The organism is Streptomyces sp. NBC_00045 (assembly GCF_045041095.1).
In the GTDB taxonomy this organism is placed as follows: domain Bacteria; phylum Actinomycetota; class Actinomycetes; order Streptomycetales; family Streptomycetaceae; genus Streptomyces.
Genome location: NZ_CP108271.1, coordinates 3,747,322 through 3,774,229, shown reverse-complemented (window position 1 = coordinate 3,774,229; position 26,908 = coordinate 3,747,322). Strand labels below are relative to the sequence as shown.

The window sequence follows — 26,908 nt, the reverse complement described above, 5'->3', positions numbered from 1 at the left end:
AAAGGGGCGCGGGGCACTGCCACCGGCCCACTACCCTGGATGCCGTGACTATTCGCCTGTACGACACCAGCGCCCGGCAGATCCGCGACTTCACCCCGCTCGTCCCGGGCTGCGTCTCGATCTACCTCTGTGGCGCCACCGTGCAGGCCGCCCCGCACATCGGGCACATCCGGTCGGGCCTGAACTTCGACATCATGCGGCGCTGGTTCGAGTACCGGGGCCTCGACGTCACGTTCATCCGCAACGTCACCGACATCGACGACAAGATCATCGCGAAGGCCGAGGTCCAGGGCCGCCCGTGGTGGTCCATCGGCTACGACAACGAGCGCGCCTTCAACGACGGCTACAACGCGCTGGGCTGCCTCCCGCCCACGTACGAGCCGCGCGCCACCGGCCACGTCCCCGAGATGATCGAGATGATGCGCGGGCTCATCGAGCGCGGCCACGCCTACGAGGCCGACGGCAGCGTCTACTTCGACGTGCGCTCCTTCCCCGGCTACCTGGAACTCTCCAACCAGGACATCGACGACCTGCGCCAGCCCAGCGAGAGCGGCATCACCGGCAAGCGCGACCCCCGCGACTTCGCCATGTGGAAGGCCACCAAGCCCGGCGAGCCCGACTGGGAGACCCCGTGGGGCCGCGGCCGCCCCGGCTGGCACCTGGAGTGCTCCGCGATGGCGCACAAGTACCTCGGCAGCGCCTTCGACATCCACGGCGGCGGCCTGGACCTGATCTTCCCGCACCACGAGAACGAGATCGCCCAGGCCAAGGCCTACGGCGACGAGTTCGCGCACTACTGGGTCCACAACGCCTGGGTCACCATGTCCGGCGAGAAGATGTCCAAGTCCCTCGGCAACTCGGTGCTCGTCTCCGAGATGGTCAAGGCCTGGCGCCCCATCGTCCTGCGCTACTACCTCGGGACCCCGCACTACCGCTCGATGATCGAGTACAGCGAGGAATCGCTGCGCGAGGCCGAGTCCGCGTTCGCCCGCATCGAGGGCTTCTACCAGCGCGTCATCGAGAAGGCCGGCAAGACCGTCGACCCCGCCCCCGAGGTCCCGCCCGCCTTCGCCGAGGCCATGGACGACGACCTGGGCGTCCCCCAGGCCCTCGCGATCGTCCACACCACCGTCCGCCAGGGCAACAGCGCCCTCGCCGCCGACGACAAGGACGCCGCCATCGCCCGGCTGTCCGAGGTACGGGCCATGCTCGGCGTCCTCGGCCTCGACCCCCTCGACCCGCACTGGGCCGAGGAGACCGACCGCGGCGAGGACCTCCACGGAGCGGTCGACACCCTCGTACGCCTCGTCCTGGACCAGCGCGAATCCGCCCGGGCCCGCAAGGACTGGGCCACCGCCGACGCCATCCGCGACCAGCTCCAGCAGTCCGGCCTCGTCATCGAGGACAGCCCGGCCGGACCCCGTTGGACGCTCGGACCCCGCTGAGCCCCGGGCAGCCGAGTTTGGTGGCCGCCCGGCGCTCCGGGCGGCACACTCTTCATACGTACATATCGCAGCACCAACGAAACAGGTAGAGGTCATGGCCGGGAACAGCCAGCGCAGGAACCGCCGCACGTCCAACAAGAAGGGCGCCACGGTCGGCAGCGGTGGCCAGCGGCGCAAGGGCCTCGAAGGCAAGGGCCCCACGCCCAAGGCCGAGGACCGCAAGAAGCACAAGGCGAACCGCATCGCCAACGCCATGGCCCGCCAGGCCGCCAAGCGCCGCCCCGCCCCCCGCCGCGGCGGCCCCAAGGGCACCAGCGAGATGGTCGTCGGCCGCAACCCGGTCTTCGAGGCGCTGCGCGACGGCGTCCCCGCCACCACCCTCTACGTCCAGCAGTTCATCGACAACGACGAGCGCGTCCGCGACGCCCTCAAGCTCGCCGGCGAGCGCGGCAACATCAACCTGATGGAAGCCCCGCGCCCCGAGCTCGACCGGATGACCAACGGGCTCAACCACCAGGGCCTGGTCCTCCAGGTCCCGCCGTACGAGTACGCGCACCCCGAGGACCTCACCGAGGCCGCCCACGACAACGGCGAGGACCCGCTGATCGTCGCCCTCGACGGCGTCACCGACCCCCGCAACCTCGGCGCGATCGTCCGCTCCGTCTCCGCCTTCGGCGGCCACGGCGTGGTCATCCCCGAGCGCCGCGCCGCCGGTATGACCGCCGGTGCCTGGAAGACCTCGGCCGGCACCGCCGCCCGCACCCCGGTCTCCCGCGTCACCAACCTGACCCGCGCCCTCCAGGAGTACAAGAAGGCCGGCATCACCATCGTCGGCCTCGCCGCCGAAGGCACCCACGAGGTCCAGGACCTGGAGGCCCTGGCCGGCCCCGTCGTCATCGTCGTCGGCTCCGAGGGCAAGGGCCTCGGCCGCCTCGTCGGCGAGAACTGCGACTACCTCGTGCGCATCGCGATGCCCGGCGGCGCCGAGTCCCTCAACGCCGGCGTCGCCGCCGGCGTCGTGCTCTACGAAGCGGCCCGCCGCCGCGCCGCGGCCCCCCGCACCTGACCCCCGCACTGATCCACTTGGCTCACGGAAAGTGACCCGTGAGCGTGCCACCCCGCCCGTTTCGGGCGGGGTGGCTTGATCTTGACGGGTCTCGGACACATCCCTGCCGTCAAGGCAGTGTCCTAAACACTGATCACTCGGTTAGATGAGTGTGGACACCAGAACGTCAGGGTTCGACGACCAGCCCGCGCTGAGCATGGTCAAGGTGCCGTGCGACCCCGCACAGGTCATCGTCAACCACGCCAGCTTCCGCGTGCGGCTCGCACCGAGCCCGAGCGCGCGTTCCAAGCCCGCGAACGCCCCCGGCCGCGTGCCCGTCCTCGGCGGCGCCGTGGTCGCCGGCGCCGGCGCCGGCCGCCGCAGGGCCCCCGTCGTCTGGAGCGGCAAATCCGCACCCGGCGACAGCGCAGCCATGGGCGGACTCCTCCAGGCCGTACGCGAACACGGGCGCGGCTACGACGGCGGCGACGGCGGCGCCACCCAGACCATCCCCCGCGTGGACCTCGCGCACGACCTCGCCGAGGACACCCTCGCCACCCCCACGGTCATCGGCCAGCGCACCTACGGAGCCCCGGACGAAACCCGCCCGCTGACCCCCGTACGCGACCTCCCGTACACCCCCCCGTACAACCCCCCGTACGCCGGCGGCCCCGGCCCCTACGACGGCACACCCGCCGCCGACACCCGCCGGAACCCGGGCGACGTCCGCGGACAGGCCTCGTACTACCCGGGCCGCCGCATGAACCTCGGCGTCGTCCTCCTGCCCCTGCGCGTCTTCCTCGGCTTCATCTGCATCTACGCCGGCATGGGCAAACTGTGCGACCCCGTCTACTTCGACGGCGGCGAACGCGGCTCCATGGTCACCTGGCTCCGCACCCTCCACCCCTGGGCACTCGCCGAACCCCTGCGCGACTTCGCCCTCGCCCACCCCGTCGGAGCCGGCCTCAGCGTCGCCTTCCTCCAGGTCATCGTCGGCGTCCTGACCGTCCTCGGTCTCTGGCAGCGCTTCGCCGCCTGCATCGGCGCCCTGCTCTCCGCCGCACTGCTGATGACCGTCAGCTGGAAGACCGTCCCCGCCTACGACGCCCCCGACATCATCTACCTCGCCGCCTGGAGCCCGCTGATCATCGCCGGCGCCCCCGTCTACTCCCTCGACGGCCGCCTCGCAGGCGAAGCCTGGCGCACCCTCGGACCCCGCTCCGAAATCTGGCGACTGCGCCGACGCGTCCTGCGCCGCGGAACCATCATGGCCACCGTCGTCTGCGGACTCACCCTCCTCATCGGCTCCCTCCTCGGCAGCGCCGTCCGCTCCACCACCGTCGTCACCGTGCCGGGACCCGGCCAGGCCCCCAGCAACTACCTGCCCGGCTCCCCGCTCCCGAAGGCCCCCGCCAAGCAACAGCAACAGCAACAACAGCAGCAGCCCCAGCCCACCGCCCAGCCCTCCAAGTCGGCCGAACCCAGCCCCACCGCCTCCGCGCCCACCACCAAGTCCGGACGCGGCAGCACCGGTTCCACCAGCAAGCAGACCACCGGCACCGGCTCGCAGTCGCCCACCGCGACCCGCGGCTCCGGCAACGGCCAGAACTCGGGCAGCACCCCCAAGCAATCCACCCCCAAGCCGCCCTCCTCCAGCTCCGGCAGCGCGAGCGGCACCGGCGGCGGCGACGCCCCGGCGAAGAAGCCCGGACTCGTCGGCGGCCTCCTCGGCTGACGACGGGACGGAACAGAACGCAGAGGGGCCCGGCGCGCGGGATGCGCGCCGGGCCCCTCCGTGTTCCGCCCCCGCGGACGGCCTCAGGAGCCGCTCTGCGCCGCCAACTCCCGCGCCGCCTCGGTCAAGTCCTTCGCCGTGTCGATGGCCCGCCAGTAAGCCCCCTGCGGCAGCGGAAAGCCCGCCAGCCGCCGCTCCCGCGCCAACCGCGGAAACGTCGTCCGCTCGTGATCCCCCAAATCCGGCAACAGCGCGGCGAATTCAGGACTGAAGACGTACACGCCCGCGTTGATCAAATACGGCGACGGCGGCGACTCGATGAAATCCAGCACCTGCCCGAACTCATTGGTCTCCACCGCCCCCCACGGAATCCGCGGCCGCGCCAGCGCCAACGTCGCCGTCGCCCCCCGCTCGCCATGGAACGCAGCCATCTCCCGCAACGAGAACCGCGTCCAGATGTCCCCGTTCGTCGCGTACCAGGCCCGCTCCGGATGCGGCAGGTGCCGGGCCGCGTACTTGAGCCCACCACCACGCCCCAGAGGCTCGTCCTCCACCACCGTGCTCACCCGCAACGGCAGATCGGCCCCCGCCAGCCACTCCTGCAACACCTCCGCGAGATGCCCGCAGGACACCACCGCATCCGTCACCCCCTCGGCCGCCAGCCACGCCAGCTGATGCCCGATGATCGGCACCCCCGTCCCCGGGATCTCCACCATCGGCTTCGGCCGGTCGTCCGTATACGGACGCAGCCGCGAACCCTGGCCACCCGCCAGCACAACCGCCTGAACAGGCGCCTGAGCCAGCGAAGCCGGGTCCGCGGCCGCGGAAACGGAAGAGCGGGACACGGGAGGTGCGTCGGTCATGGCCGTCAGCGTAGAGGCCCCGACCCGAGGGAGGACGGCGACGCCCGTCAGCCCATCGAGGCAACACCGGTCGCGTACGCCGTGTCACACACGGGACGCGCGTAGGACTGCGCCTTCGTCGGGCCGTACACGTCCACCGCGGCCCGGCCCAGCGCCCGCGCGATCCCCACGCAGTGCTCGGCCAACGACGGCCGCCGGTCCACCTCCTGCTGGAGGTGCGTCAGGACGTCACCCGGCGCCTCGCCCTGCTGGAGCTCACCCAGCAACTTGTCGCGCAGCACGTCCTGCGCGGCGCGCGGCTTCGCGGGGACGGACACGTCCTCGGCGGAGGCGGTCAGGATCTGGGAAGGCGTGTTGTCCGCCCAAGGAACCATGGTGACCGCGAGGGTCCCGGACAGGACCAGGACGACGGGCAGGACCAGGGCGAGGGAACGGCCGATACGGCGGGCAGTGTGGGTCACGAGGGCGAGAGTAGCGCTCGGTGAAGAATTGGCGACATTTAGTCACCCGGTCGGGGGATGGTTCGACGTGGCTTTTCGAATTATGGGTTGACGGGTGGGGCCGAATGGCCCGGTCTGCCCCGTAGGGCGAAGAGGGACGCCCCCGCCGGGAGGCGCCCCTCATGCGTCGTCCCGTCAGTCGGAGAGCCGCTCACCCGACGACGTCGAGAACACGTGGATCTCGTCGGCCCGCGGCACCACGTCCAGCGTCGAACCCTTCTCCGGCACCTGGCGGCCACCCACGCGCACCACGATGTCCTGTCCGCCCGCAGCCTCGGTGGTCCGGCCGTACACGTAACCGTCGGCGCCCAGCTCCTCGACGACGTTGACGGTGATCGTCAGACCGCCCTCGCTGCCGATGTCGAAGTGCTCCGGACGCACGCCCACCGTGACGGTACGGTCGCCCGCGTCCGCGGCGGCCGACAGGGCCTCGCGCGACACCGGGACCACGCTGTCGCCGAACTTCACGCCACCGTCGGCGATCGGAACCTCGACCAGGTTCATCGCCGGGGAACCGATGAAGCCCGCCACGAACAGGTTCGCCGGACGGTCGTACATGTTCCGCGGGGTGTCGACCTGCTGCAGCAGGCCGTCCTTCAGCACCGCCACCCGGTCGCCCATCGTCATGGCCTCGACCTGGTCGTGGGTCACGTAGACGGTGGTGATCCCCAGGTCCCGCTGGAGCGCCGCGATCTGCGTACGGGTGGACACGCGCAGCTTGGCGTCGAGGTTCGACAGCGGCTCGTCCATGAGGAACACCTGCGGCTTGCGCACGATGGCGCGACCCATGGCGACGCGCTGGCGCTGACCACCGGAGAGCGCCTTCGGCTTGCGGTCCAGGTACTGGGTGAGGTCGAGCATCTTCGCCGCGTCCTCGACCTTCTTGCGGATGGTCGCCTTGTCCTCGCCGGCGATCTTGAGCGCGAAGCCCATGTTGTCGGCGACGGTCATGTGCGGGTAGAGCGCGTAGTTCTGGAACACCATCGCGATGTCCCGGTCCTTGGGCGGCAGGTGCGTGACGTCGCGGTCACCGATGCGGATGGCACCGCCGTTGACGTCCTCCAGGCCGGCCAGCATGCGCAGCGAGGTGGACTTGCCGCAGCCCGAAGGCCCGACGAGGACGAGGAACTCGCCGTCCTCGATGTGCAGCTCCAGCTCGTCGACGGCGGGCTTGTCGCCGCCGGGGTACAGCCGGGTCGCCTTGTCGAAAGTGACAGAAGCCATGGTGATGAATCCCTTCTACCGGCAGGAACGTGCCGGACGATCCGAGTGGAAGGTCTAGTCCAGTAAGCAGGACTCCGCCCGACGCTACCCGGCGACCCGCCTCCTGTCAGCACCTCCGAGGCCGTGACTTCGAACTCTGTGCGATCTGTCGGACCCGACTGCTTGGATGACGGCCATGACCGGCACACAGCGTCCCCGCGACGTCCACGAACTGATCCGCACCCTCCCCGACGTCCCGGTCCTGCGGGACCGCTGCCGCGCCCTGGCGGCCTTGGACGTGCTCATGGACGGCCGGGGCGGGAGCTACTACGACTACGACCCGGCATGGGGTCCGGACGTCGAGGCCGCGCTGATGAACAACGGCGCGGGCGACGAGTACACGATCCTCTTCACGCCCGACGGGGTCTTCGGCCGCGGCTTCGACCACGAGTCCTGGATGAGCCCCTACACGAACGAGGACATGGCCCTGTGGCCCGGACTCGTGGACACCCTGCCGGACGTGTTCCGGCCGCTGCTCGCGGAGCCGGCCTTCTGTGACGACGACGTACACGTGGCCACCGTGGTGTTCTGGCGGGAGACCTCCGACACCGCGTGGCGGGCGGGGCCGGTCGAGATCCCCGCGGACACGAGCGACGGGACGGGCCACCTCTTCGCCGTCCTGGCGGCCGGCACTCCCGAGGCCTACCGGGAGTTCGCCGAGAACTACTACGAAACCTCCATCGACCCGGAGGCGGTCCACCACGTCTGGAACCTCCGCCCCCTGACGGAGCCCGCCCTGAAATCCCTCAACCCCCACCCGGACCTGCCCCGGGCAACCGCGATGCTGAGCCGCATCGGCTACCCCGGGACCCGATAGGGCGCCGGCTTCTTGACCTCGGAGCCAATGGCGGAGCGCTTGCCCTTTCCGGTGCCCGGATCACCGATGGCGTGGCCCGCCCCGGTGGCAGCGCCATCGCCACCGGCCAGTACAGCCGTAGACCCTCGTCCCGGAGGTTGGCGGTACACCCGCTGCTGCGTACCCGCTTCCTTCACCCGATGGTCGGACGTGCGCTCCAGTACGGAGGACGAACGTGACGGCGAGGGGTTGCGTCGGCCGGAAAGCTCTTCGCGGGGAAGTCTGGTCGCTGTGTAAAGTGAGGGCGATTCTGTGCGCTGTGCAGTGTCGCGTGTGCCGCCTTAGCTCAGTTGGTAGAGCAGTTCACTTGTAATGATCAGGTCATCGGTTCGATTCCGATAGGCGGCTCCATCCCAGGTCAGAGGCTCTCTGGTCAAGGGAATTCGAGCGGAACAAAAGGCTCCGGATCTTCGTGATCCGGAGCCTTTTGCGTGTGCGCGGGTCGTTAGTGGCGGCCCGAGATGCGGTTGGCCAGGCGGGCCAAGGGGGTTGTCGTCGGGGTGTGGGTCGCCGATTCGTGGCGGTCCGCCTCGCGGTAGGCCGCGTAGAGGGCCTGGACGCCGAGCCAGCGGAAGGGCTCCGGTTCCCAGCGGCGGACGCGGTGGTTGACCCACGGCAGGGTGGTCAGCTCCGTGGTGTCCTCCAGGACCAGATCGCGCAGGGTGCGGGCCGCGAGGTTGGCGGTGGCGACCCCGGAGCCGACGTAGCCGCCGGCCCAGCCGAGACCCGTCGCGCGGTCCAGGGTGACCGTGGCGCACCAGTCGCGGGGGACGCCGAGGACGCCCGACCAGGCGTGGGTGATCTCGACTCCCGTGAGGATCGGGAAGAACGAGGTCAGGAGGCGGGTCAGGGAGTCGATCGTCGACTGCTGGGTGGTGCCGTCGGTGTCGGTGCGGGAGCCGTAGCGGTACGGGACGCCGCGGCCGCCGATGGCGATGCGGTCGTCGGCGGTGCGTTGGGCGTACATGTAGGCGTGGGCCATGTCGCCGAGGGTGCAGGCATCGGACCAGCCGAGGCGGGACCACGTCTCGGGCGGCAGTGGGGCCGTGGCGATCATCGACGAGTTCATCGGGAGCCATGCGCGCTTCTGGCCCTTGAGGGCTGCGGTGAAGCCTTCGGTGCAGCGCAGGACGTGGGGGGCGCGGACGGTGCCGTAGGGGGTGATGGCGCGGCGGGGGGCGATTTCGGTGACGGGGGTGGATTCGTGGATGACGACGCCGAGGCGTTCGCAGGCGGCGGCGAGGCCCTTGACGAGTTTGAGGGGGTGGATGCGGGCGCCGTGCGGGGTCCAGGTGGAGCCGACGGCGTCGGCGATGTCGATGCGGGCGCGGGTGTCGGTGGCGTCGTAGAGCTCGCGGTCGGTTTCGCCGAAGGCGAGTTCGGCGGTGTGGAAGGCCTTGAGGCGGCTGAGCTGGGCAGGGGTGCGGGCGACTTCGAGGACGCCGCCGCGGTGGATGTCGGCGTCGATGCCTTCTTTGGCTGCGGTGTCGATGACTTCGGTGACGGTGTCGTTCATGGCGTGCTGGAGGCGGAGCGCGGCCTGGTGGCCGTGGAGTTCGGCGTAGCGGTCGCGGCCGGCGATGCCGTTGTAGAGCCAGCCGCCGTTGCGGCCGGAGGCTCCGTAGCCGCAGAACTTCTGCTCCAGGACGGTGACGCGGAGGTCGGGGGCGGCGGCCTTGAGGTAGTAGGCGGTCCACAGGCCGGTGTAGCCGCCGCCGACGATGACGACGTCTGCGGTGGTGTGGCCGGTGAGGGGGGCGCGGGGTGGCTGGGTGGCGGTGTGGTCGGTCGCGTACCAGAAGGAGATGCCGCCGTTGATCGTCATGGGGGAGTTGGTACACGGGGTTTCGGAGGGGTGTCCAGGTACCGGGTGCCGGGTTTTGGGGCGGGAGAGGAGGCCTTTTGGCTGATGTGGCGGGGGTGGTGGGGTCCGTAGGCTGCCGATGGGGGGATTTATCCTGGCGGAGCGGACGTACGAGGGGTGGGTCGACGAGGCGGAGGGGCCTTCGAGGCGACGGGGGTGAGGGGAGCCGACGGTACTGGTGGACGGGCGGCCGGTCGGGTCGAAGGGCGGGGCGATGTTCGATGCGGGGGCGTTCGCGGAGGCGCTGGAGCGCGTTGGGATCGGCGTCGGGGCGGCCCGGACGGGGTCCTAGGCTGCGGGCATGATCCGTAGCGCTGTTGTCGAGGACGTGCCCGTCATCCACGCGATGATCCGCGAGTTGGCAAAGTACGAGAAGGTGCCGCACGAGGCGCGGGCCACGCAGGAGCAGTTGCGGGAGGCGTTGTTCGGGGTGCAGCCGGCGGCGTTCGCGCACGTCGCGGAGGCGGCGGGTGGGGAGGTCGTCGGGTTCTCGGTGTGGTTCCTGAGCTTCTCGACGTGGCGCGGGGCGCACGGGATCTATTTGGAGGACCTGTACGTGCGGCCGGGTGTCCGCGGCGGCGGGTACGGGAAGGCGCTGTTGGCGGAGTTGGCGCGGATCTGTGTGGAGCGCGGGTTCGAGCGGCTGGAGTGGTCGGTCCTCGACTGGAACGTGTCTGCCATCGACTTCTATCGATCAGTCGGAGCGGTGTCAATGGACGAGTGGACCGTGAACCGCCTGACGGACGACGCGCTCCGCAAGCTGGGCGGGGTGGAGTAGTCGACGGATGCCCGCCCGGGACGGCGAAAAAGCGGCACCGGGCGGGTGGACTGTTCGTCTATCCGACGGCCGGGACCGGGTGCTCCGGGGAGTCGAGCCAGGCCCGGACGGTGCCGTCGGGGTCCACGGTGAGGCCGAACCGTTCGAAGTCCGGATGGCCCTGGTCGTCCCACCAGGCGTGGGCGGCCGTGAGTTCGGTCCACAGCTCCCGTGGCCCGGACTGGTAGACCTCGAACTCCTCCGCGTCGGGTACGAAGTCGATTGATGCCCAGGAGGTGACCTGGGTGTCCCGGAGCCAGAGTGTGTAGCGCCCGCCATCGAGTTTCTCCGGGTAGGGAAACATGCCTTCCGTCTGGAGCCCGATGGCGAACATGGGGAGCCAGTCGGCCGCGTCCTCCGGGGAGAGGGAGGTGGTCGTCCGGCGGCCATCGGCCGGCCACGGCTTCGTTGGAAGTCGGTGCTCACTCGGCGGACGGCACCTGTTCCGCGAACGTCTCGTACGGGACGGCGTGGTGCCACGCGGCGTCCCGTACCTGGCAGGCGCGGGTGACCTCGACAGGGTCCGTGACCAGTTCGACGCCGGTCATCCGGTCGTCGTCATCGAAGTGGAGCCGGGCGATCACCCTGGAATCGAAGAGCCAGAAGTCAGCGTCGGGGAGTTGCAGAGCTTCGGCTTCGGAGCGCCATAGGTTGCGGATGTCCTCGCCCACGGCGCTGTTGCGGCGGGCGTTGTCGAGCAGGTAGAGCTGACCGGGGGTGGGCGGGTTGTCGGCGATCCGCACTCGCTCGAAGCGTTTGCCCAGGGCGGACTGTTCACGCCGGGACACGCACCAGGAGTCGTTTAGGTCCCAGCCCGCGTCCTCACCCCGGACGAACCGCTGGTACGTCTCGGTCTCCTCGTCGGACTGGTAGCGACGCCGGGTCTCCAGGCGCCAAGCCGTGTGCGCGAAGGTCCGGAACATCCCGGCGAACTCCTCGAAGCTGATCAGCACGGGCGTACTCTCCACGTCCCTGGGAGCGAAGTCGGCCAGGAGCACGCGGGGGACGACCACGAACCCCTCGCCCTCCTTGACGTTCCGGAGCTGCGCCACGTCCTGGGGGTCGGTCACCGCGTCGCCCTGGACCAGCACCTCCCCGGTGTCCAGATCCTCGTACAGGGTCGGGCATCCGTCGTTGCCGGAGTTGGTACCGATGAACCGGAGTCGCCGTGGCATTGCCGTTCCCTCCCACCAGCGGACAAGTCCCGACCAGGATGGGGTGGGCGCATCTTCCCTGTCCTGCATGATTCGCAATGATTCTCGGGACCGACGCAAAAGGCCCTCAGCTCCGCGGCACATGCCGAGGAGTGGGGGCCTGGTTGGTTGCGACGAACAGTGAGCCGAAATGGCGGTTTGCGCTGGTTCGGAGATTATGTGTGGGGTCGCCGCGCGGACCTTGGAACCCGTACAGTCCACACAACCCTCGACGATCAGTCGGTGGCCGCTCCCCAATCGGTTCCACCCGCCAACTGGTGCCAGGCATGACCACACCAGTCGGCGCAGAACCGCTCCCGGCGACGCTTGTCCGCCACCCCCAGTAGCGCGACCAACAGCCGAAATGACTTCACGCGCTCGTCCTGCGGCAGATTGATGATCTTTTCCAGCTGCACGTTCAGCTGCCCACGCGTGATCAGCACCGCTGGGGTATACGTCGGCCGAAGGCCGGCGCGCCGCACGCTCTCGGGCCCGTCCTCCTCCGTTGCGCGGGCTTGCATGCAGTGTCCGCACAGATCTCGCAGGACCTCGAACTGGTTCTCAGCTGGCAGAGCTTCGAACCACTCGACACCCTGCTCGATCGGACGCAACTCCTGAGCGAGCATGTTCAGCATGACCGCGCGCTCGTCCATCTGTCTCCCCCCTGCGATTCAGTCGAGGCGAGTCGCCTCCGTGGGCCATCGAACCCTCGGCATGGGCCCTTCCAACGTCTGCGAGGAGTTGCATCCGTGGACTGAGGCCCGTTACGGGGCACAGAAACAGCGGTGTTGGGTGTTGAAGTGGAACGAGCCGACGATCGCGTTCTACGAGGCGTTGGGTGCGCGGCCGCAGGAGGAGTGGTCGGTGTACCGGCTGACGGACGGGGCGTTGCGGGAGTTGGGCTCGGCGCAGGGGTGAGGGTGCTGCGCCGGGCCGGTTCGGGTTCTGGTGCCCGGGGGCGCCGTCAGCTGGTGATCTTGGCGGTGAAGGCGTTGAGGTTGGTGCGGGCGCGGTCGATCTTCTCGGTGGTGGTGAGGGTTTCCTCGTAGTGGCCCGCGCGGAGTTTGGGCTGGCGTTTGCCCCGGATGTAGAGGGAGCAGGCGAGGTCGGAGCAGACGTAGATGCCGACGGTGTTTCCTTCGCGGCCCCGGGCTCCGGCGAGGGGGGCGACGAGGAGGGAGACGCCGGAGGCGGCGTGGCCGGTGAGGCAGATCTGGCAGACGCTGGACTTGAGCGCGCTGGTGCGGCTGGTGCCCGGGACGCGGAGGGTGATGCCGACGGGGTTGCCGTCGGCGTCGCGGCGTACGAGGTGGGCGCGGAGCGGGGCGCCGGGGTCGACCCAGCCGAGGAAGTCGAGGTCTTCCCAGGGGAGTTCGTTGAAGTCCAGGGGGAGTTTGAGGCGTGCCGCCTCGCCCTTGGTGCAGTTCACGAAGGACGAACGGATCTGTTTTTCGGTGAGCGGGTCCACGTGGGTGGACGGTACGTCGGGGTACGGGCTGCTGTCATCCGATATTGCCGGGCGGGTGCCGGTCAGGGTTCGAGGACGACTTTGCCGGTGGTGGCACGGGTTTCCAGGGCGTGGTGGGCGGCGGCGGCTTCGCTGAGCGGGTAGCGCTGGAGGGCGGGGCGGAGTCGGCCGGCGGCGGCTTCGGCGAGGGCGCGGGTTTCGAGCAGGCGCAGGGGGTCGTCGCTGCCGGCTCGTTGGAGCATGGCGGGGCCGAGGACGTTGTGGGTGGTGATGGCGCGGGCGGTGAGGGTGGCGCGGTCGGTGTCGGTGAGGGGGACGGGGCCGGCGGACCAGCCGAAGACGAGGTGGCGGGCGCCGGGGGCGAGGAGGTCGAGGGCGGCGCGGGCGGTGGGGCCGCCGACGGAGTCGAAGAGGACGGTGGCTCCGGCGGGGTGGTGTGCGCGTACGGCTTCGGGCCAGTCGGGTTGGGTGTAGTCGAGGGCGAGGTCGGCGCCGTTCGCGGTGGCGAGGGCGGTTTTGGCGGGGCCGCCGGCGAGGGCGATGACGGTGGCGCCGGCGTTCTTGGCGTACTGGACGAGGAGGGTGCCGATGCCGCCGGCCGCGGCGGGTACGAGGGCGACGGAGTCGGGGCCGAGGTCGGCGAACTGGAGGATGCCGAGGGTGGTGCGGCCGGTGCCGATCATGGCGACGGCTTGGGCGGGGTCGAGGCCGGGCGGTACGGGGTGCAGGCGGTCGGCGTCGGCGACGGCGTACTCGGCGTAGCCGCCGGGGGCGAAGCCGAGGTGGACGACGACCTGGCGGCCGAGCCAGTGGGGGTCGGTGCCGGGGCCGAGGGCGTCGACGGTGCCGGCGACTTCGCGGCCGGGGATGGTGGGGAGCTCGGGGAGGGCGTGGACGGGGCTCGGGATGCCTTGGCGGAGGGCGGTGTCGAGGAGGTGGACTCCGGCGGCGGCTACGGCGATGCGGACCTGGCCGGGGGCGGGGACGGGGGTTTCGGCGTGCTCGTGGGTGAGGTTCTCTGCGGGGCCGAAGGCGTGGAGGCGGATGGCGCGCATGGTGTCCATGGGGACAGGCTCGGACCTGAAGCGGGGTTGAGGTCAAGGGGGTCGAGGGGGTGTGGGGTGCTGCTGCCCGGGGTTGTCAGTGGGGAGGGGCAGGATGGGGGGATGGCGCGCAAGGGGCAGCAGGAGACGGTGAAGGCGGCGCGGCGGCCGGAGGTGCGGTTGCCGGAGCTCGGTGCGTGGGAGGGCGGTGAGCTGGAGCCGGACGGGGATTACGACGGGCTGGAGTTCGCCGATCTGGAGCTGGCGGGGCAGGAGGGCGTGGGGGCCCGGTTCATGGACTGCGCGCTGCGGCGGTGCGCGCTGGACGGGGCGGGGCTGGCGAAGGCGCGGTTCCTGGATTCGGTGCTGGAGGGGGTCCGGGGGGTGGGGACGGATCTTTCGGGGGCTTCGCTGCGGGACGTGGAGGTGGCGCAGGCGCGGCTGGGCGGTGTGCAGTTGCACGGGGCCGTGCTGGAGCGGGTGGTGTTCAGCGGCGGCAAGATCGACTACTTGAACCTGCGGGAGGCGCGGCTCAAGGACGTGGTCTTCGAGGGGTGCGTGCTGGTCGAGGCGGACTTCGGGCGTGCGGTGCTGGAGCGGGTGGAGTTCCGCGGGTGCACGCTGCGGGGGGTGGATTTCACGGGGGCGCGGATGACGGACGTGGACCTGCGGGGGGCCGCGGAGCTGGACATCGCGCGGGGGGTGGAGGCGTTGGCTGGGGCGGTGATCAGTCCTGCGCAGCTGTTCGACCTGGCTCCGGCGCTGGCGGCGCAGCTGGGGCTGCGGGTCGTCGGGTAGCCGGCGGAGGGATGGCCGCGTTCCGCGGGCCGGTCGAGTCCCGGGGTCGGCTGGGCCGCCGGCGGGCCGGGTCCTGCGGGGTCACTGGGTCCCGCCCGGCCTGTTGGTTGGCCGGGGGCTGCTGGGCGCGCGGGGCCCGAAGGGGGGTCGGTCCTGCTGGGCCACCCGCTGGGCCACCCGCCGGGCCGTAGTTCTGTCCTGGCGGCTCGCCGGGTCGCCGGGCGTTTGGGGTCAGGCGGGGACGCGGGGGAAGCGGGCCTGGAGCGTCCAGATGGCGGGGTTGTCGGCGAGGCCGTCGTGCATGTCGATGAGGTCGGCGATCAGGTCGTGGAGGAAGTCGCGGGCTTCGCGGCGCAGCAGGCGGTGGCTGAAGGTCAGGGGTTCTTCTTCCGGCGGCATCCAGTCGGCCTCGACGTCGACCCAGCCGAAGCGGCGCTCGAAGAGCATCCGGTCGGTGGATTCGGTGAAGTCGAGTTCGGCGTACTGGCGGTGGGCGGAGCGGCTGCCGCGGGGGTCCTTGTCGAGTTGCTCGACGATGTCGCACAGCGCCCAGGCGAAGTCGAGTACGGGTACCCATCCCCAGGCTGTGGACACTTCCCGGTCCTTGGCGGTGTCGGCGAGGTAGACGTCACCGCAGAACAGGTCGTGGCGCAGGGAGTGGACGTCCGCCGAGCGGTAGTCGGTCTGCGGGGGGTCCGGGAAGCGCCGGGAGAGGGAGTAGCCGATGTCGAGCACGTACCCGATGGTGTCACGGTGGGGCGGGTACGTGGGACGGGGCGTCGGCGGGGCGTCTTGAGCGGGGGAACGGCGGGCCGCAGGCCGCGTCCGGGAGCGGCCCCGGCGGGCACGGGCGGCTGCGGGCCTGCCTGCGGGGTGTGCCCCGCACCCCACGGACACCGCGCCGCCGGAGCGGCCGCCGTCACCACCGTCCGGCGGTGGGGCGTCAGCGGACGTTGACGGCGGTCCAGGCGGCGGCGACGCGTCCGTATTCGACGCCGGCGGGGCCGTAGAGGTCGGCGGTGGCCCTGAGGGTGGCGGTGCGGGCGCGGGCGTAGTTGGTGGTGGAGGTCATGTAGAGGCTCAGGGCGCGGTACCAGATGCGGACGGCCTTGTCCTGGCCGATGCCGAGCAGCTTGGAGCCGTCGTAGGTGGGGGAGTCGTAGGAGATCTTGTTGATTTCCTTGGGGCCGCTGCCTTCGGTGAGGAGGTAGAAGAAGTGCCGGGCGGGGCCGGAGGCGGCGTAGGGGTCGAGGGTGCCGATGTCGGGTGACCAGTAGTCGCGGGAGTGACCGTCGAGGCTGGGGTGGTCCATGCGGCGCACGGTGGCGCCGGTGAAGACGCGTTCGCCGATGAGGTAGTCGCCGACGTCGGTGGTGCTGTCGGCGAAGAATTCGACCGCGGTGCCGAAGATGTCGGCGGTGCCTTCGTTGAGGGCGCCGGGCTCGCCGGAGTGGGTGAGTGCGGCGGTGGCGGCGATGACGCCGTGGGTGAGTTCGTGGCCGGCGATGTCGAGGGTGGCGAGGGTCTGGCCGGTGGCGGGGTCGTCGCCGTAGTTGACGCAGGCGCAGGCCGGGTCCCAGAAGGCGTTGGGTTGGTTGTTGCCGTAGTGGACGCGGGAGGTGACGCCGGTGCCGTCGCCGCGGATGCCGTTGCGGCCGAGGACGTTCTTGTAGAAGTCCCAGGTGACGGCGGCGGCGTAGTGGGCGTCCACGCCGGCGGACTGGCGGTTGGCTGGGGTGCCGGTGCCGCCCCAGTCGTTGTCGGGGTCGGTGAAGAGGGTGCCGCCGGTGGTCTGGTTCATGGCGTCGAGGGTGCGTTGGTTGCCGCGGGTGGTGTCGCGGAGCTGGTAGGCGGTGCCGTTGAAGTAGGTGGTGAGGGGGACGGTGCCGGAGTGCTGGCTGTGGCCGGTGCCGGTGCCGGTGCCGGTGCCGGCTCGGGCGTCGGTGACGCTGACGGTGGCGGTGTCCTGCGCTGTGAGCGCGGCCGCGGCCGCGGCCGGGGTCGCGGCGGTGGCCGGGGCGGTGGCCGCGGTGACCGTCATGACGGCGACGGTTCCTAGGAGGACGGCGAGGCGGGTGCGGGGAGGGTTCGGGGAGGACGCTGGGTGGGTCACTCGGGCTCCTTCGCGGTGGCCGGGGTGGCGGCGCGAGTGAGCGTGACAGGGCAGGCCCCGCTTTTGGCAGGTCTGCGACAAGAATTTCGGCGCGGTTGTCCGAACACCCCCCGCTCACTGACCGGATCCCGCCGCCGTCAGGGCAGGAGGCGCTGCTCCTTCGCCACGGAGACCGCTCCCGCGCGGGTCTCCACGCCGAGCTTGTCGTAGATGCGGCCCAGGTGGGTCTTGACCGTGGCCTCGCTGATGAACAGGGCCCGTGCGATGTCCCGGTTGCCCAGCCCCCGCGCCAGCTGGCCCAGGATGTCCAGCTCGCGGTCCGTCAGCGTCGGGCGCGAGCCCCGCATGTGGGCCATCACACGGCTCGCCACCGGCGCGGAGAGCGTGGTGCGGCCCGCCGCCGCCGAGTGGATCGCGGAGAACAGCTCCTCCGGGCGCTCCGCCTTCAGCAGGTAGCCCGTGGCGCCCGCCGCGATGGCCCGGGTGACGTCCGCGTCCGTGTCGTACGTCGTGAGGACGAGTACGTGAGGGGGGTCGGTCACCGCCGTGATGCGGCGGGTGGCCTCGACGCCGTCGATGCCCTCGCCCAGCTGGAGGTCCATCAGCACCACGTCCGGGTGCAGCTTCGCGGCCAGGGCCACCGCCTCCTCGCCGCTGCCCGCCTCGCCCAAGACCTCGATGTCCGGTGCGCTGCCCAGCAGTGCCAGCAGGCCGGCGCGGACCACGGCGTGGTCGTCGCAGAGCAGGATCGTCGTCGTCATCCGGTGGGCTCCAAAGGGATGGCCGCCGAGAGGACCGTGCCCTCGCCGGGGGTGGATTCGAGGGTCAGGGTGCCGCCGAGCTGGCGGACACGGGCGCGCATCGCCGGGAGTCCGTGCCCGCGTTCCCCGGTCGCGCCGCGCGGCTCGGTGAAGCCCTCGCCGTCGTCGGCGATGTCGAGGACCACCTGGTCCCCCAGGAAACTGAGGGTCAGGGCAGCGGTACGGGCGTGGGCGTGCTCGCGGACGTTGGCCAGCGCCCCCTGCGCGATGCGCAGCAGCGCGGACTGGACGCGGTCCGGGAGCGGGGCCGGGGCGCCCTCCAGGTGGAAGCGGACCTCGATGTCGGGTCCGGCGTCGAGCGCGCGCAGTGCCTGCGCGAGGCCGGCGCCGCCTTCGAGTTCCGGTGGGGCCAGGTCGTGGACGAGCCGGCGGGCCTCGGCGAGGCCGCGTGCCGCGATGCCGGTGGCGGTACGGACGTGCGCGCGGGCGGTGGTCGGGTCGCTGTCCCAGGTGCGGTCCGCGGCCTGGAGCAGCATCTGTTGGCTCGACAGGTGCTGGGCGAGCGTGTCGTGGATCTCCATCGACAGCCGCTGCCGCTCGGCGAGGGTGCCCTCGCGGCGTTCGGTGGCGGCCAGCTCGCGGCGGGTGCGGATCAGGTCGTCGATCAGCGCGCGCTGGGAGCGGGCCTGGCGCTCCATGTGGACGAAGACGGCGGTGGCGAGGGCGGCGACCGCGGGCGGGGCCAGCAGGAGGTTCGGGTCGAACTCGTGGGAGAGCTTGAGCTGGGCCGCCACGACGAACATCGTCAGCAGGGCCACGAGGACGATCGCCGCGCGGGGCGGAAGGGTGCGCAGGGCGGTGTAGAAGAGGGGGACGGCGCACCAGGCGAAGCTGGGCGCGAGGACGACCAGGACCACCCAGGTGGCGACCACCAGCCCGAGCCAGAGCAGCCGGCGCAGGGTGGGCGCGGCGCCGAGCGCGGGGCCGAGGACGTACAGCAGGGCCAGGGTGATGCTGAGGGCGATGATCCACGGGGTGCTGGGCGAGCCGGGGTGGCGCAGCAGGAAGCGGGCCACGGAGGCGCCGAGGAGCAGGAAGAACGCCGTGTGCATGACGGCCGCGAGGGCGCGCGTATCCGCCTTCCCGGGCGCACCGGGCGCACCGGGCGCACCGGGCGCACCGGGCGCACCGGGCGCACCGGGCGCACCGGCCGGGCCCGTGGTCCCTGGGACGGTCGGGGGGCCCGGGGCCGGGGCCGGGGGTGGTTCGTGGGTCACGGCGGCTCCCGGGTCGGTGGCTGGCTCCTCCATCGTGCCCGGTCGTGCGCGATGGCGCTGACCAGCCAATCCGTACCCGCACCCGGTCCGCATCGACCGATCGGTTGACCCTCGGGTCATCCGGTGCGGCAGCCGTCGCGAGCCGGTACGGGGACCGGTCGGCGCCGGGTGCCACCCCAGGCTTGGAGTAGCAGAACGAGCCGACGCACTCAGGAGCAGCAGACATGAACACCCGCACCCGCATCCTCACCGGTACCGCCCTCGCCGTTGCGCTCGGCGCCGGGACCTTCGGCGCGGTCAGCGCCAGCGCCGCGCAGAGCGGGGGCGCCCCGGCCGTCGCCGTCGCGAAGAAGGACGGCGGGGCGAACGAGAAGAACTTCACCACCACGACCCACCTCACCGTCGACGCCGCCACCCGCGCCGCCCAGGCCGCGCTGGAGGCCGCGCAGAAGGAGAACCAGAAGGTGACGGTCGCGGTCGTGGACCGCAACGGCAACACCATCGTCACCCTGCGCGGCGACGGCGCGGGCCCGCAGTCCTACGAGTCGGCGCAGCGCAAGGCCTACACCGCCGTGTCCTGGAACGCCCCGACCTCGGTGCTCGCGGGCCGCCTCGCCCAGGCGCCGAACCTGAAGGACATCCCCGGCACCCTCTTCCTCGGCGGCGGCACCCCGGTGCAGGCCAAGGGCGCCCCGGTCGCCGGCATCGGCGTGGCCGGCGCCCCCAGCGGTGACCTGGACGAGAAGTTCGCCAAGGCCGGCGTCGACGCGCTCGACAAGTAGTCCGTCCGAGCAGTCCCCGGCGTGCCCCGTCCAATCCGGCCACCCTTCACGGGAATCGGCCCGAAGTACCACATGGGGCCCACATAGGATCGGACGCGTGGAACACCGCACGCTCTCCCGCCTCGCCGTCCCTGCCGCCGCCGCCCTGCTCGCCCTCACCACGGCGTGTACGGCCGGCACGGTGCAGGGGCGGCCGGGTGCGTCCGGGCTGCGCGACCCGTACTTCCCCAAGGCCGGCAACGGCGGCTACCAGGTCGAGCACTACGACCTGGACCTCGATTACGACCCGGCCGGCAAGGAGTTGAACGCCACCGCCGTCATCACCGCCCGCGCGCAGCAGGGGCTCAGTGCCTTCAACCTCGACCTCGCCGGCCTGGACGTCGAGGGCGTCACCGTGCAGGGCAAGGGTGCCCGGTTCAACCGCACGGGGCGGGAGCTGACGGTGCGTCCGGCCGAGGACCTCAAGAAGGGCGAGCTGTTCCGGACGGAGATCGACTACCACGGGAAGCCGAAGCCCCTCACCGATGCGGACGGCGCCGAGGAGGGTTGGATCACCACCGCGGACGGGGCCGTCGGGGTCGGCGAGCCGATCGGGTCGATGGCCTGGTTCCCCGGGAACCACCACCCCAGCGACAAGGCCACGTACGACATCACCCTGACGGTTCCCAAGGGCTACGAGGCGGTCTCGAACGGCGAGTTGCGCTCGCGCACCGACACTCCCGGCGGGCAGACCGAGTTCGTGTGGCACAGCCCGGAGCCGATGGCGAGCTACCTGGCCACCGCCGCGATCGGGAAGTTCAAGGTGACGACCGGGCGGACCCCCTCCGGAGTCGCGCTCTACGAGGCCGTCACGCCCTCGGAGGCCGCCGCGAGCGCCCCGGCGCTGGCGAGGCTGCCGGAGATCGTGGAGTGGGGCAGCCACAGGTTCGGCCCGTACCCCTTCGGCACCGCGGGGGCGATCGTGCTGCCGCCCGACTCCCTCGGGTACGCGCTGGAGACGCAGACCAAACCCGTCTTCCCCGGCGCGCCCGACGAGAAGCTGGTCCTGCACGAGACGGCCCACCAGTGGTTCGGCGACTCCGTGTCGCCGAAGACCTGGAAGGACATGTGGCTCAACGAGGGCTTCGCGACCTACGCCGAGTGGCTGTGGTCCGAGGACCACGGCGGGACCACAGCGCAGCAGTACTTCGACGCCTTCCGCACGGGTGACACCGCCGTGGACAAGGACGCCGACTCCGACTGGGACGCCTTCCCGCCCGCCGATCCGCCCACCGCCAAGGACATCTCCAAGGCGCCGGTGTACTACCGGGGCGCGATGGTCCTCCAGCGGATCCGCCAGGAGGTGGGCGACGAGAAGTTCTTCGCCCTGCTGCGCGGCTGGGCCGTCGACCACCGGTACGGGAACGCGAGTACGGCCGATTTCACCGCGTACGCGGAGCGGACGACGGGGCACGACCTGAAGAAGGTCTGGGACGTCTGGCTGTACGGGGAGGGCCGGCCCGAGTAGGCGCCGCTACAGGGCCTTGCGGAGCACCGTGCAGTCGCGGCCGCGCTCGCGGTCCTTGGCGCGGCGCAGGGCGGTGTAGCCCCGGGACTGCCAGAAGGCCGTGCCGGCGGCGTTGGCGTCGAGTACGGCGAGCCGTACGCCGGTGCGGCCCGCGGCGCGGAAGCGGTCTTCGACGAGGGTCGCGACGGTGCGCCCGTACCCTTCGCGGTGCGCGGTGGCGTCGATGACGAGCAGGCCGATCCACGGGTCCGGGTCGCCGGAGGTCGGGTCGGGGTGGTGGGCGAGGGTTGCGGCCAGGCCGACGAGGCGGCCGGCGGAGCGGGCGAGGAGCACCTCGGCGCCGTCGTGGGCGAGTTCGTCGGCGAGGGCGGAGGCGACCTGTTCGACGGTGATGCGGGCCGGGTCGGGGAAATCGCCGCTGAGCTCGAAGAAGGCGCGGTTGGTGGCGTAGACCGCCGCGATCTCGGTGAGGACCGGGCCGGGCAGGGCGCCGTCCACGGGGACGAGCGGTTGGAGGATCACCTGTCGAACCGTAGCGAAGCCCCCTCCCCGGACGGCCGGGAGGGGGCTTCGGCTGCGGCGGTGTCCGCCGGTCGAGCTCGGGCTCGGGCTCAGACGTTGACGCCGAAGTCCTGGGCGATGCCGGTCAGGCCGGAGGCGTAACCCTGGCCGACCGCGCGGAACTTCCACTCGGCGCCGTTGCGGTAGAGCTCGCCGAAGACCATGGCGGTCTCGGTGGCCGCGTCCTCGGAGAGGTCGTAGCGGGCGATCTCGGCGCCGCCGGCCTGGTTCACGACGCGGATGTACGCGTTGCGGACCTGGCCGAAGTTCTGGCTGCGGGCGTCGGCGTCGTAGATGGAGACCGGGAAGACGATCTTGTCCACGTCGGCCGCGAGGGCGGAGAGGTTGACGTTGATGGACTCGTCGTCGCCGGAGCCCTCACCGGTGCGGTTGTCGCCGGTGTGGACGATGCTCTGGTCCGGGGTGGACTTGTTGTTGAAGAAGACGAAGTGACCGTCGGAGACGACCTTGCCCATGGCGTTGACCGCGATGGCGGAGGCGTCCAGGTCGAAGTCGACACCGGTCGTCGTACGGACGTCCCAGCCGAGGCCGACCGTGATGGCGCTGAGGCCCGGGGCCTCCTTCGTGAGCGAGACGTTGCCGCCCTTGGACAGGCTTACTGCCATTTTGACTGGTGTCCCTTCCTCTTCGTTTGGCCGCGAGATCGTGGCCAAGGTACCCCTGCCCTTCATAACGCAGGGAGGGGGCCGGCAGGTTCCACTGTCCGCGTTTCGTCGTGCAGGCCGCTCGGAAATACGCGTGACGGGCATCGCGCGGGGCGGGATCATGGGGGCATGCCTGGTCCCTATGTCATTCGCGGTTCGGTCGTGCTCCCCGAGGCGGAGCTCGCCTGGCGATTTTCGCGGTCCTCCGGGCCGGGCGGGCAGCACGTGAACACGTCCGACTCGCGGGTGGAGCTGCTGTTCGACGTGTCGGCGACGAACGCGCTGCCGGCGGTGTGGAAGGAGCGGGCGCTGGAGCGGCTCGCGGGCCGACTGGTGGACGGGGTGCTGACCGTACGGGCCTCCGAGCACCGGTCGCAGTTCCGCAACCGGGAGATGGCGCTGGTCCGGATGGCGTCCGTGCTCGCGGAGGCCACCGCGCCGCCGCCCAAGGCGCGCCGGGCAACGAAGATCCCCCGGGGGATCAACGAGCGCCGGCTGCGCGAGAAGAAGGCCAGGGCCGAGACCAAGCGCGGCCGCACCGGCCGGGACTGGTAGCCCCGCCCCGCCGCGTCGGACCGGGGTCGGGAGCCGCGGCCGCAGCCGGATCCAGAACCCGATCCGCAGCCGGATCCGCAGCCGATCGGGCTCCCGGCTCTCAGCCCGCCAGGTGGCGGTAGCGGCCGCGGAAGTAGGTCAGTGGCGGGGAGTCGGGGGACGGCAGGGCCGAGCCGAGGACGCGGCCGATGACCAGGGTGTGGTCGCCGGCCTCGACGCGGTTCTCCGTGCGGCATTCGAGGGTGGCCAGGGCGCCCGTCAGCAGCGGGGCCCCGGAGACCTCGCCGCGGACGTGGGGGAGGTCCGCGAAGAGCAGCCGGTCGCTGATGCGGTTCTTCATCGAGAAGCGGCTCGCGGCCTGCACCTGGTGGTCGGCGAGGACCGAGACCGCCCACAGGGGCTGCTCGGCCAGCAGGTCGTCCATCCGGGAGCCCTCGCGCAGGCTCACCAGGACCAGCGGCGGGTCCAGTGACACGGACATGAAGGCCGTGGCCGTCATGCCGACGTCCTCGCCGTCCGGACCGTCCGGCGTCAGCGGGTTCTCGCGTGCGGTGATCAGGCACACGCCCGCCGTCAGTCGGGACATCGCGGCCCGGAACTCGTCGTTGCTCACGCCCTCAGGATGAAGGGTGGAGGGGATCGTCAGGGGTACGGGGGTCGTTTTCGGCACGTTCGGAACGCTAGTCTCGCCCTCCCGCGCCGCACATCGGGCCCGAGTCCGAGCCGTGTCCCGGCCCGTTGACCTAGGCCACCCCGCACCCGGGCGTATCGTTCGCTTCCGGGAATGCGGGGGAGCGCTCCCAGCCGCCCGGGCCCGCATCGCTTACCTTTATTCATCTCATGTGACTTAAGTCACAGAGGGCAAGATTTGTTGACCCTGTGTACCTGGCGCACAGCTCACTGTGATTCAGTGGACGGGACACCGCAACGAAACGCCGATGACAAACCTGGAGTTGCTGTCGAGGTCTCGGGGAGAGCGAGCAATGGAGACCGAGTCGGAGCCGTACGTCCGTCTTGCGACCCTGCGGCAGCTTCACCAGGTGGTGGCCGAGCTCAACACGGCCAGGAGCCTGGCGGACACCCTGCAGACCGTCGTGGACGGCATCGTCGTGGGCCTCGGCTACGAACTCGCCTGTGTCAACCTCGTACGCCCTGACGGGGATCTCGTCGTCGCCGCGTTCGCCGGCGACCCCGCAGCAGAGGCCCTCATCACCGGCCGCGTCGGCTCCCGCGCCTCCTGGGAGCGCCGTCTGACGATGGGTGAGAGCTGGGACGGGCTCCGCTTCATCCCGCACACCGAGGGCTGGGTCCTGCTGGAGGACGACGTGCCCCAGTGGCACACCGACGGCCCCGATCCGCGCTTCGAGGACGAGTGGCACCCCGAGGACCGGCTCTACGCCCCCATGTATGCGTCCGGCGGGGAACTTCTGGGTGTCATTTCGGTGGACAGACCGCGCAACGGGCGCCGGCCCGGCGCGTGGGGCCGCGAAGCGCTCCAGATGTACGCCTTCCAGGCGGCGATTGCGATCAGCAACGCACGGCTTCGCGCGAACATGCAGCGGGCCCTGGTCCGGCTGGAGCGTGAACAGCAGGCGCTGCGCGCGAGCGAAGAGTCGTTCCGGCAGGCCTTCGAGTACGCGCCCAGCGGTATGGCGATCGCCGAGATGGGCGGGGACCAGCACGGGCGGCTGCTGCGGACCAACGACGCGCTGTGCCGGCTGCTGGGCCGGCCGGCCTCCGTACTGCGCCGCTACTCCTTCTCCGACCTGGTCCACCCCGAGGACATCGGGACCCTGCTGCGGACCTCCGCCGAGGGCGGCCGGGCCGAGCTGCGGCTGGGGCGGCGCGACGGCACGTACGTGTGGGTCTCGCTGCGCAACTCCGTCGTCGCGGACGCCGCCGACGGGCCGCGCTTCCTGCTCACGCACGTCGAGGACATCGAGGAGCGCAAGCGCCACGAGCTCCAGCTCGCCCACCGGGCCAGCCACGACTCGCTGACCGGCCTGCCCAACAGCGCCGAACTGCGCTCCCGGCTCGGTGCGCGGCTGTGCCGCAGGCCGCAGTCGGTGCGCGCCACCGCCGTCGAGGCGCTCGACGCGGCCTACGAGGGGCACGGCACCGGAGGGTCGGGGGCGGGCGGTGGTGCCGGTGAGCACGGCTTTCAGCCCGACGCCTTCCCGGAGCCCTTCGAGTTCCCCGGTGCCCCGGGGGTGCCCGGCGCTGCGGGGACGCCCGGCGCCGGCGCGGGCCCGTACGACCACCACGTGCACACGGTGGCGCCCGCGACGGACATCGACGACGGGACGAAGGGGCTCGCGGTGCTCTTCTGCGACCTCGACGGGTTCAAATCGATCAACGACAGGTTCGGGCACCACACGGGTGACGCGGTCCTGATCGAGGTGGCCCGGCGGTTGACGACGGGCGTCAGGGACGGTGACACCGTCGCTCGGCTGGGTGGTGACGAATTCGTCGTCCTCGCGGACGGACTGGGCGCGGCCGACGCCGCCGACCTGGCCGTCCGGCTGCGCAACGCGATCATCCCGCCGATCCGGGTGGACGGCCGCGCGGTCCGCGTGGGCGCGAGTTTCGGCATCGGATGGGCGAGCTGCGGCATGTCGGCGGACGAGGTGCTGCGCTCCGCCGACCAGCGGATGTACATCGAGAAAAGGTCCCGTTCCAAGGCGCACCGCCGGGCGGGCTGAGGCGATCGGCCGCCCGTGGGTGCACGTGTTCGGGGTAGGCTCCCGTGGGTCGAAAGGAGTGACCTGCGATGACGACGCCCGCGAACCACGGCCCGAACAGTGGGGCGAACCAGCCCGAGGACGACGACCCGTTCGGCTATCTCTACGCGGACGGCCAGGCCGCCGGAGCCACCCCGCCCACGCAAGGCGGTGGATACGGCTACCCCGGCCCGACGGTCGGTGGGCAGCCCGGCGTGCAGCCCGGTGTCCCCCGTACCTCGTACAACCAGGTGCGCACGGTCGGTGAGCGGACGTACGGCGGCCAGCGCGGCCAGGTTCCGGCGCAGCCGCAGTCGCCGGCCTACCAGGCCCAGTACCAGGCCCCGGAAGCGCTCCAGGCGGGCGGCTACGGGGTTCCGCCGCAGCAGGGGCAGACCACCACGACGATCCCCGCGCCGGGCGGTCACGGCGGAAGCAGCGGTTCCAGCCGCAAGGGCATGCTGATCGCGGCGGTCGCGGTGGTCGCCGCGGTCGTGATCGGCATCGGTGCGGCCCTGGCCTTCGGCGGTGGCGACAAGGACAAGGACAAGGGCAAGGACGGTACGGCGAGCGGGCAGCAGTCCGCGCAGCCGCAGAACCCGCAGTCCGCGCAGCCGAGCGCCTCGGCGTCCGCGGACGTCGAGCTGCCCAAGGCGGACGCCTCGGGGGCGGGCATGTCCCTGACCGGCGGCGCGCACCTGGAAGGCACGGTGCCGGGTGCGAAGAGTGCCGGCGGCCAGTACGTGGGCGGTCTGAACGCCGCCGGTGCGGCGGCGACTTGGACCGTGGACGTGGCCAAGGCGGGCCAGTACAAGCTGAAGATGGTCTACGGGGTGCCGGGCAAGGACGCCAGCACCACGCTGACCATCAACGGCGAGGCGCAGTCCCGGCCGATCAACATGAAGAACTTCAGCCAGGCCAAGCCGGGCGAGTGGGACAAGGGCTGGACCAACACCTGGTCGCTCGTGACGCTCAAGCAGGGCACGAACACGATCAAGATCTCGTGCGAGGCCGGGAACCAGTGCGAGGTCGCCCTCGACCAGCTCTGGCTTGAGAAGGGCTGATCCGGCCCCGGAC

At 71.3% G+C, this 26,908-nt stretch carries 27 protein-coding genes, 1 tRNA gene and 1 pseudogene; 13 read left to right on the top strand and 16 right to left on the bottom strand.

What is annotated here, in order from left to right; translation table 11 throughout:
- The first annotated feature begins 44 nt into the window (after positions 1-44).
- The 3 genes from cysS (at position 45) to OHA65_RS17530 (ending at position 4,225) form a co-directional block, all read left to right on the top strand.
- Positions 45-1,445: a cysteine--tRNA ligase gene (gene cysS / locus OHA65_RS17540; protein WP_327284047.1), complete on the top strand. Its 1,401-nt coding sequence runs from the start codon at positions 45-47 to the stop codon at positions 1,443-1,445.
- Positions 1,446-1,539: 94 nt separating this feature from the next.
- The gene (gene rlmB, locus OHA65_RS17535) at positions 1,540-2,511 is read left to right on the top strand and encodes a 23S rRNA (guanosine(2251)-2'-O)-methyltransferase RlmB (RefSeq protein ID WP_327284046.1); all 972 of its coding nucleotides are present in this window, start codon (positions 1,540-1,542) and stop codon (positions 2,509-2,511) included.
- Positions 2,512-2,656: 145 nt separating this feature from the next.
- Positions 2,657-4,225 carry a DoxX family protein gene (locus OHA65_RS17530; protein ID WP_328763110.1) on the top strand — a complete coding sequence of 523 codons (1,569 nt, stop codon included), beginning with the start codon at positions 2,657-2,659 and terminating at the stop codon, positions 4,223-4,225.
- Positions 4,226-4,308: 83 nt separating this feature from the next.
- On the opposite strand, the gene OHA65_RS17525 is transcribed toward OHA65_RS17530, so the two are convergent.
- The 3 genes from OHA65_RS17525 to OHA65_RS17515 form a co-directional block, all read right to left on the bottom strand.
- Positions 4,309-5,088 (bottom strand): NDP-sugar synthase, encoded by a 780-nt coding sequence (locus OHA65_RS17525; RefSeq protein WP_371643934.1) that lies wholly within the window; start codon positions 5,086-5,088, stop codon positions 4,309-4,311.
- Positions 5,089-5,135: 47 nt separating this feature from the next.
- The gene (locus OHA65_RS17520; protein ID WP_327284044.1) at positions 5,136-5,549 is read right to left on the bottom strand and encodes a hypothetical protein; all 414 of its coding nucleotides are present in this window, start codon (positions 5,547-5,549) and stop codon (positions 5,136-5,138) included.
- 174 nt (positions 5,550-5,723) lie between these two features.
- Positions 5,724-6,812 (bottom strand): sn-glycerol-3-phosphate ABC transporter ATP-binding protein UgpC, encoded by a 1,089-nt coding sequence (locus tag OHA65_RS17515; protein ID WP_327284043.1) that lies wholly within the window; start codon positions 6,810-6,812, stop codon positions 5,724-5,726.
- Between the two features lie 175 nt (positions 6,813-6,987).
- Between OHA65_RS17515 and OHA65_RS17510 the strand changes: the two genes are divergently transcribed.
- Together OHA65_RS17510 and OHA65_RS17505 are read left to right on the top strand one after the other, a co-directional pair.
- Entirely contained in the window at positions 6,988-7,668 is a 681-nt protein-coding gene (locus tag OHA65_RS17510) for a hypothetical protein (RefSeq protein ID WP_405762109.1), read from the top strand.
- A gap of 314 nt (positions 7,669-7,982) precedes the next feature.
- Positions 7,983-8,058, top strand: a tRNA-Thr gene (locus OHA65_RS17505).
- Between the two features lie 94 nt (positions 8,059-8,152).
- Here the strand turns inward: OHA65_RS17505 and OHA65_RS17500 are convergent.
- Positions 8,153-9,532 (bottom strand): FAD-binding oxidoreductase, encoded by a 1,380-nt coding sequence (locus OHA65_RS17500; RefSeq protein WP_327284041.1) that lies wholly within the window; start codon positions 9,530-9,532, stop codon positions 8,153-8,155.
- A 340-nt stretch (positions 9,533-9,872) separates the two neighbouring features.
- Between OHA65_RS17500 and OHA65_RS17495 the strand changes: the two genes are divergently transcribed.
- Complete coding sequence (locus tag OHA65_RS17495; RefSeq protein WP_328763108.1) at positions 9,873-10,349, top strand: GNAT family N-acetyltransferase; 477 nt, start codon at positions 9,873-9,875, stop codon at positions 10,347-10,349.
- Between the two features lie 58 nt (positions 10,350-10,407).
- Here OHA65_RS17495 and OHA65_RS17490 read toward each other — a convergent pair whose 3' ends face one another.
- From OHA65_RS17490 to OHA65_RS17480, 3 genes are all read right to left on the bottom strand, one after another.
- Positions 10,408-10,722 (bottom strand): hypothetical protein, encoded by a 315-nt coding sequence (locus OHA65_RS17490; protein ID WP_405762108.1) that lies wholly within the window; start codon positions 10,720-10,722, stop codon positions 10,408-10,410.
- Positions 10,723-10,810: 88 nt separating this feature from the next.
- Positions 10,811-11,563 (bottom strand): DUF6879 family protein, encoded by a 753-nt coding sequence (locus tag OHA65_RS17485; protein ID WP_327284035.1) that lies wholly within the window; start codon positions 11,561-11,563, stop codon positions 10,811-10,813.
- A 254-nt stretch (positions 11,564-11,817) separates the two neighbouring features.
- Entirely contained in the window at positions 11,818-12,234 is a 417-nt protein-coding gene (locus OHA65_RS17480; protein WP_327284034.1) for a DUF5958 family protein, read from the bottom strand.
- A 139-nt stretch (positions 12,235-12,373) separates the two neighbouring features.
- On the opposite strand from OHA65_RS17480, the pseudogene OHA65_RS17475 reads away from it, so the two are divergent.
- Positions 12,374-12,499 (top strand): annotated as a pseudogene (locus OHA65_RS17475) (GNAT family N-acetyltransferase); the annotation flags it as partial.
- Between the two features lie 46 nt (positions 12,500-12,545).
- Here the strand turns inward: OHA65_RS17475 and OHA65_RS17470 are convergent.
- Together OHA65_RS17470 and OHA65_RS17465 are read right to left on the bottom strand one after the other, a co-directional pair.
- Positions 12,546-13,049, bottom strand: coding sequence for an FBP domain-containing protein (locus tag OHA65_RS17470; RefSeq protein WP_328763104.1), 504 nt, complete (start codon positions 13,047-13,049; stop codon positions 12,546-12,548).
- Between the two features lie 62 nt (positions 13,050-13,111).
- Positions 13,112-14,104: a zinc-binding dehydrogenase gene (locus tag OHA65_RS17465; protein ID WP_327285696.1), complete on the bottom strand. Its 993-nt coding sequence runs from the start codon at positions 14,102-14,104 to the stop codon at positions 13,112-13,114.
- Between the two features lie 111 nt (positions 14,105-14,215).
- Here OHA65_RS17465 and OHA65_RS17460 point away from each other — a divergent pair, with 111 nt between their 5' ends.
- Positions 14,216-14,890 carry a pentapeptide repeat-containing protein gene (locus OHA65_RS17460; RefSeq protein ID WP_327284032.1) on the top strand — a complete coding sequence of 225 codons (675 nt, stop codon included), beginning with the start codon at positions 14,216-14,218 and terminating at the stop codon, positions 14,888-14,890.
- 231 nt (positions 14,891-15,121) lie between these two features.
- On the opposite strand, the gene OHA65_RS17455 is transcribed toward OHA65_RS17460, so the two are convergent.
- The 4 genes from OHA65_RS17455 to OHA65_RS17440 form a co-directional block, all read right to left on the bottom strand.
- Positions 15,122-15,625 carry a hypothetical protein gene (locus OHA65_RS17455; RefSeq protein WP_327284031.1) on the bottom strand — a complete coding sequence of 168 codons (504 nt, stop codon included), beginning with the start codon at positions 15,623-15,625 and terminating at the stop codon, positions 15,122-15,124.
- Positions 15,626-15,833: 208 nt separating this feature from the next.
- Complete coding sequence (locus tag OHA65_RS17450) at positions 15,834-17,003, bottom strand: M4 family metallopeptidase (RefSeq protein WP_405762106.1); 1,170 nt, start codon at positions 17,001-17,003, stop codon at positions 15,834-15,836.
- Positions 17,004-17,140: 137 nt separating this feature from the next.
- Entirely contained in the window at positions 17,141-17,764 is a 624-nt protein-coding gene (locus OHA65_RS17445) for a response regulator transcription factor (protein WP_327284029.1), read from the bottom strand.
- Positions 17,761-19,041 carry a sensor histidine kinase gene (locus tag OHA65_RS17440; protein WP_405762104.1) on the bottom strand — a complete coding sequence of 427 codons (1,281 nt, stop codon included), beginning with the start codon at positions 19,039-19,041 and terminating at the stop codon, positions 17,761-17,763. The genes OHA65_RS17445 and OHA65_RS17440 overlap by 4 nt, the downstream gene beginning before the upstream one ends.
- Positions 19,042-19,265: 224 nt before the next feature.
- Between OHA65_RS17440 and OHA65_RS17435 the strand changes: the two genes are divergently transcribed.
- Positions 19,266-19,823, top strand: coding sequence for a heme-binding protein (locus OHA65_RS17435; protein ID WP_327284028.1), 558 nt, complete (start codon positions 19,266-19,268; stop codon positions 19,821-19,823).
- A gap of 97 nt (positions 19,824-19,920) precedes the next feature.
- On the top strand, positions 19,921-21,330 hold the full coding sequence (locus OHA65_RS17430; protein WP_329313855.1) for a M1 family metallopeptidase: 1,410 nt from the start codon (positions 19,921-19,923) through the stop codon (positions 21,328-21,330).
- Positions 21,331-21,336: 6 nt separating this feature from the next.
- On the opposite strand, the gene OHA65_RS17425 is transcribed toward OHA65_RS17430, so the two are convergent.
- Together OHA65_RS17425 and OHA65_RS17420 are read right to left on the bottom strand one after the other, a co-directional pair.
- Entirely contained in the window at positions 21,337-21,852 is a 516-nt protein-coding gene (locus OHA65_RS17425; protein WP_327284026.1) for a GNAT family N-acetyltransferase, read from the bottom strand.
- A gap of 89 nt (positions 21,853-21,941) precedes the next feature.
- Positions 21,942-22,517 (bottom strand): TerD family protein, encoded by a 576-nt coding sequence (locus tag OHA65_RS17420; protein ID WP_327284025.1) that lies wholly within the window; start codon positions 22,515-22,517, stop codon positions 21,942-21,944.
- A 168-nt stretch (positions 22,518-22,685) separates the two neighbouring features.
- Between OHA65_RS17420 and arfB the strand changes: the two genes are divergently transcribed.
- Positions 22,686-23,111: an alternative ribosome rescue aminoacyl-tRNA hydrolase ArfB gene (gene arfB / locus OHA65_RS17415; RefSeq protein ID WP_327284024.1), complete on the top strand. Its 426-nt coding sequence runs from the start codon at positions 22,686-22,688 to the stop codon at positions 23,109-23,111.
- Between the two features lie 100 nt (positions 23,112-23,211).
- On the opposite strand, the gene OHA65_RS17410 is transcribed toward arfB, so the two are convergent.
- Positions 23,212-23,781 (bottom strand): flavin reductase family protein, encoded by a 570-nt coding sequence (locus tag OHA65_RS17410; RefSeq protein ID WP_327284023.1) that lies wholly within the window; start codon positions 23,779-23,781, stop codon positions 23,212-23,214.
- A 313-nt stretch (positions 23,782-24,094) separates the two neighbouring features.
- On the opposite strand from OHA65_RS17410, the gene cdgB reads away from it, so the two are divergent.
- Both cdgB and OHA65_RS17400 read left to right on the top strand, forming a co-directional pair.
- Positions 24,095-25,813, top strand: coding sequence for a diguanylate cyclase CdgB (gene cdgB, locus OHA65_RS17405; protein WP_327284022.1), 1,719 nt, complete (start codon positions 24,095-24,097; stop codon positions 25,811-25,813).
- A 68-nt stretch (positions 25,814-25,881) separates the two neighbouring features.
- Positions 25,882-26,895: a CBM35 domain-containing protein gene (locus tag OHA65_RS17400; protein ID WP_327284021.1), complete on the top strand. Its 1,014-nt coding sequence runs from the start codon at positions 25,882-25,884 to the stop codon at positions 26,893-26,895.
- Positions 26,896-26,908 lie beyond the last annotated feature (13 nt).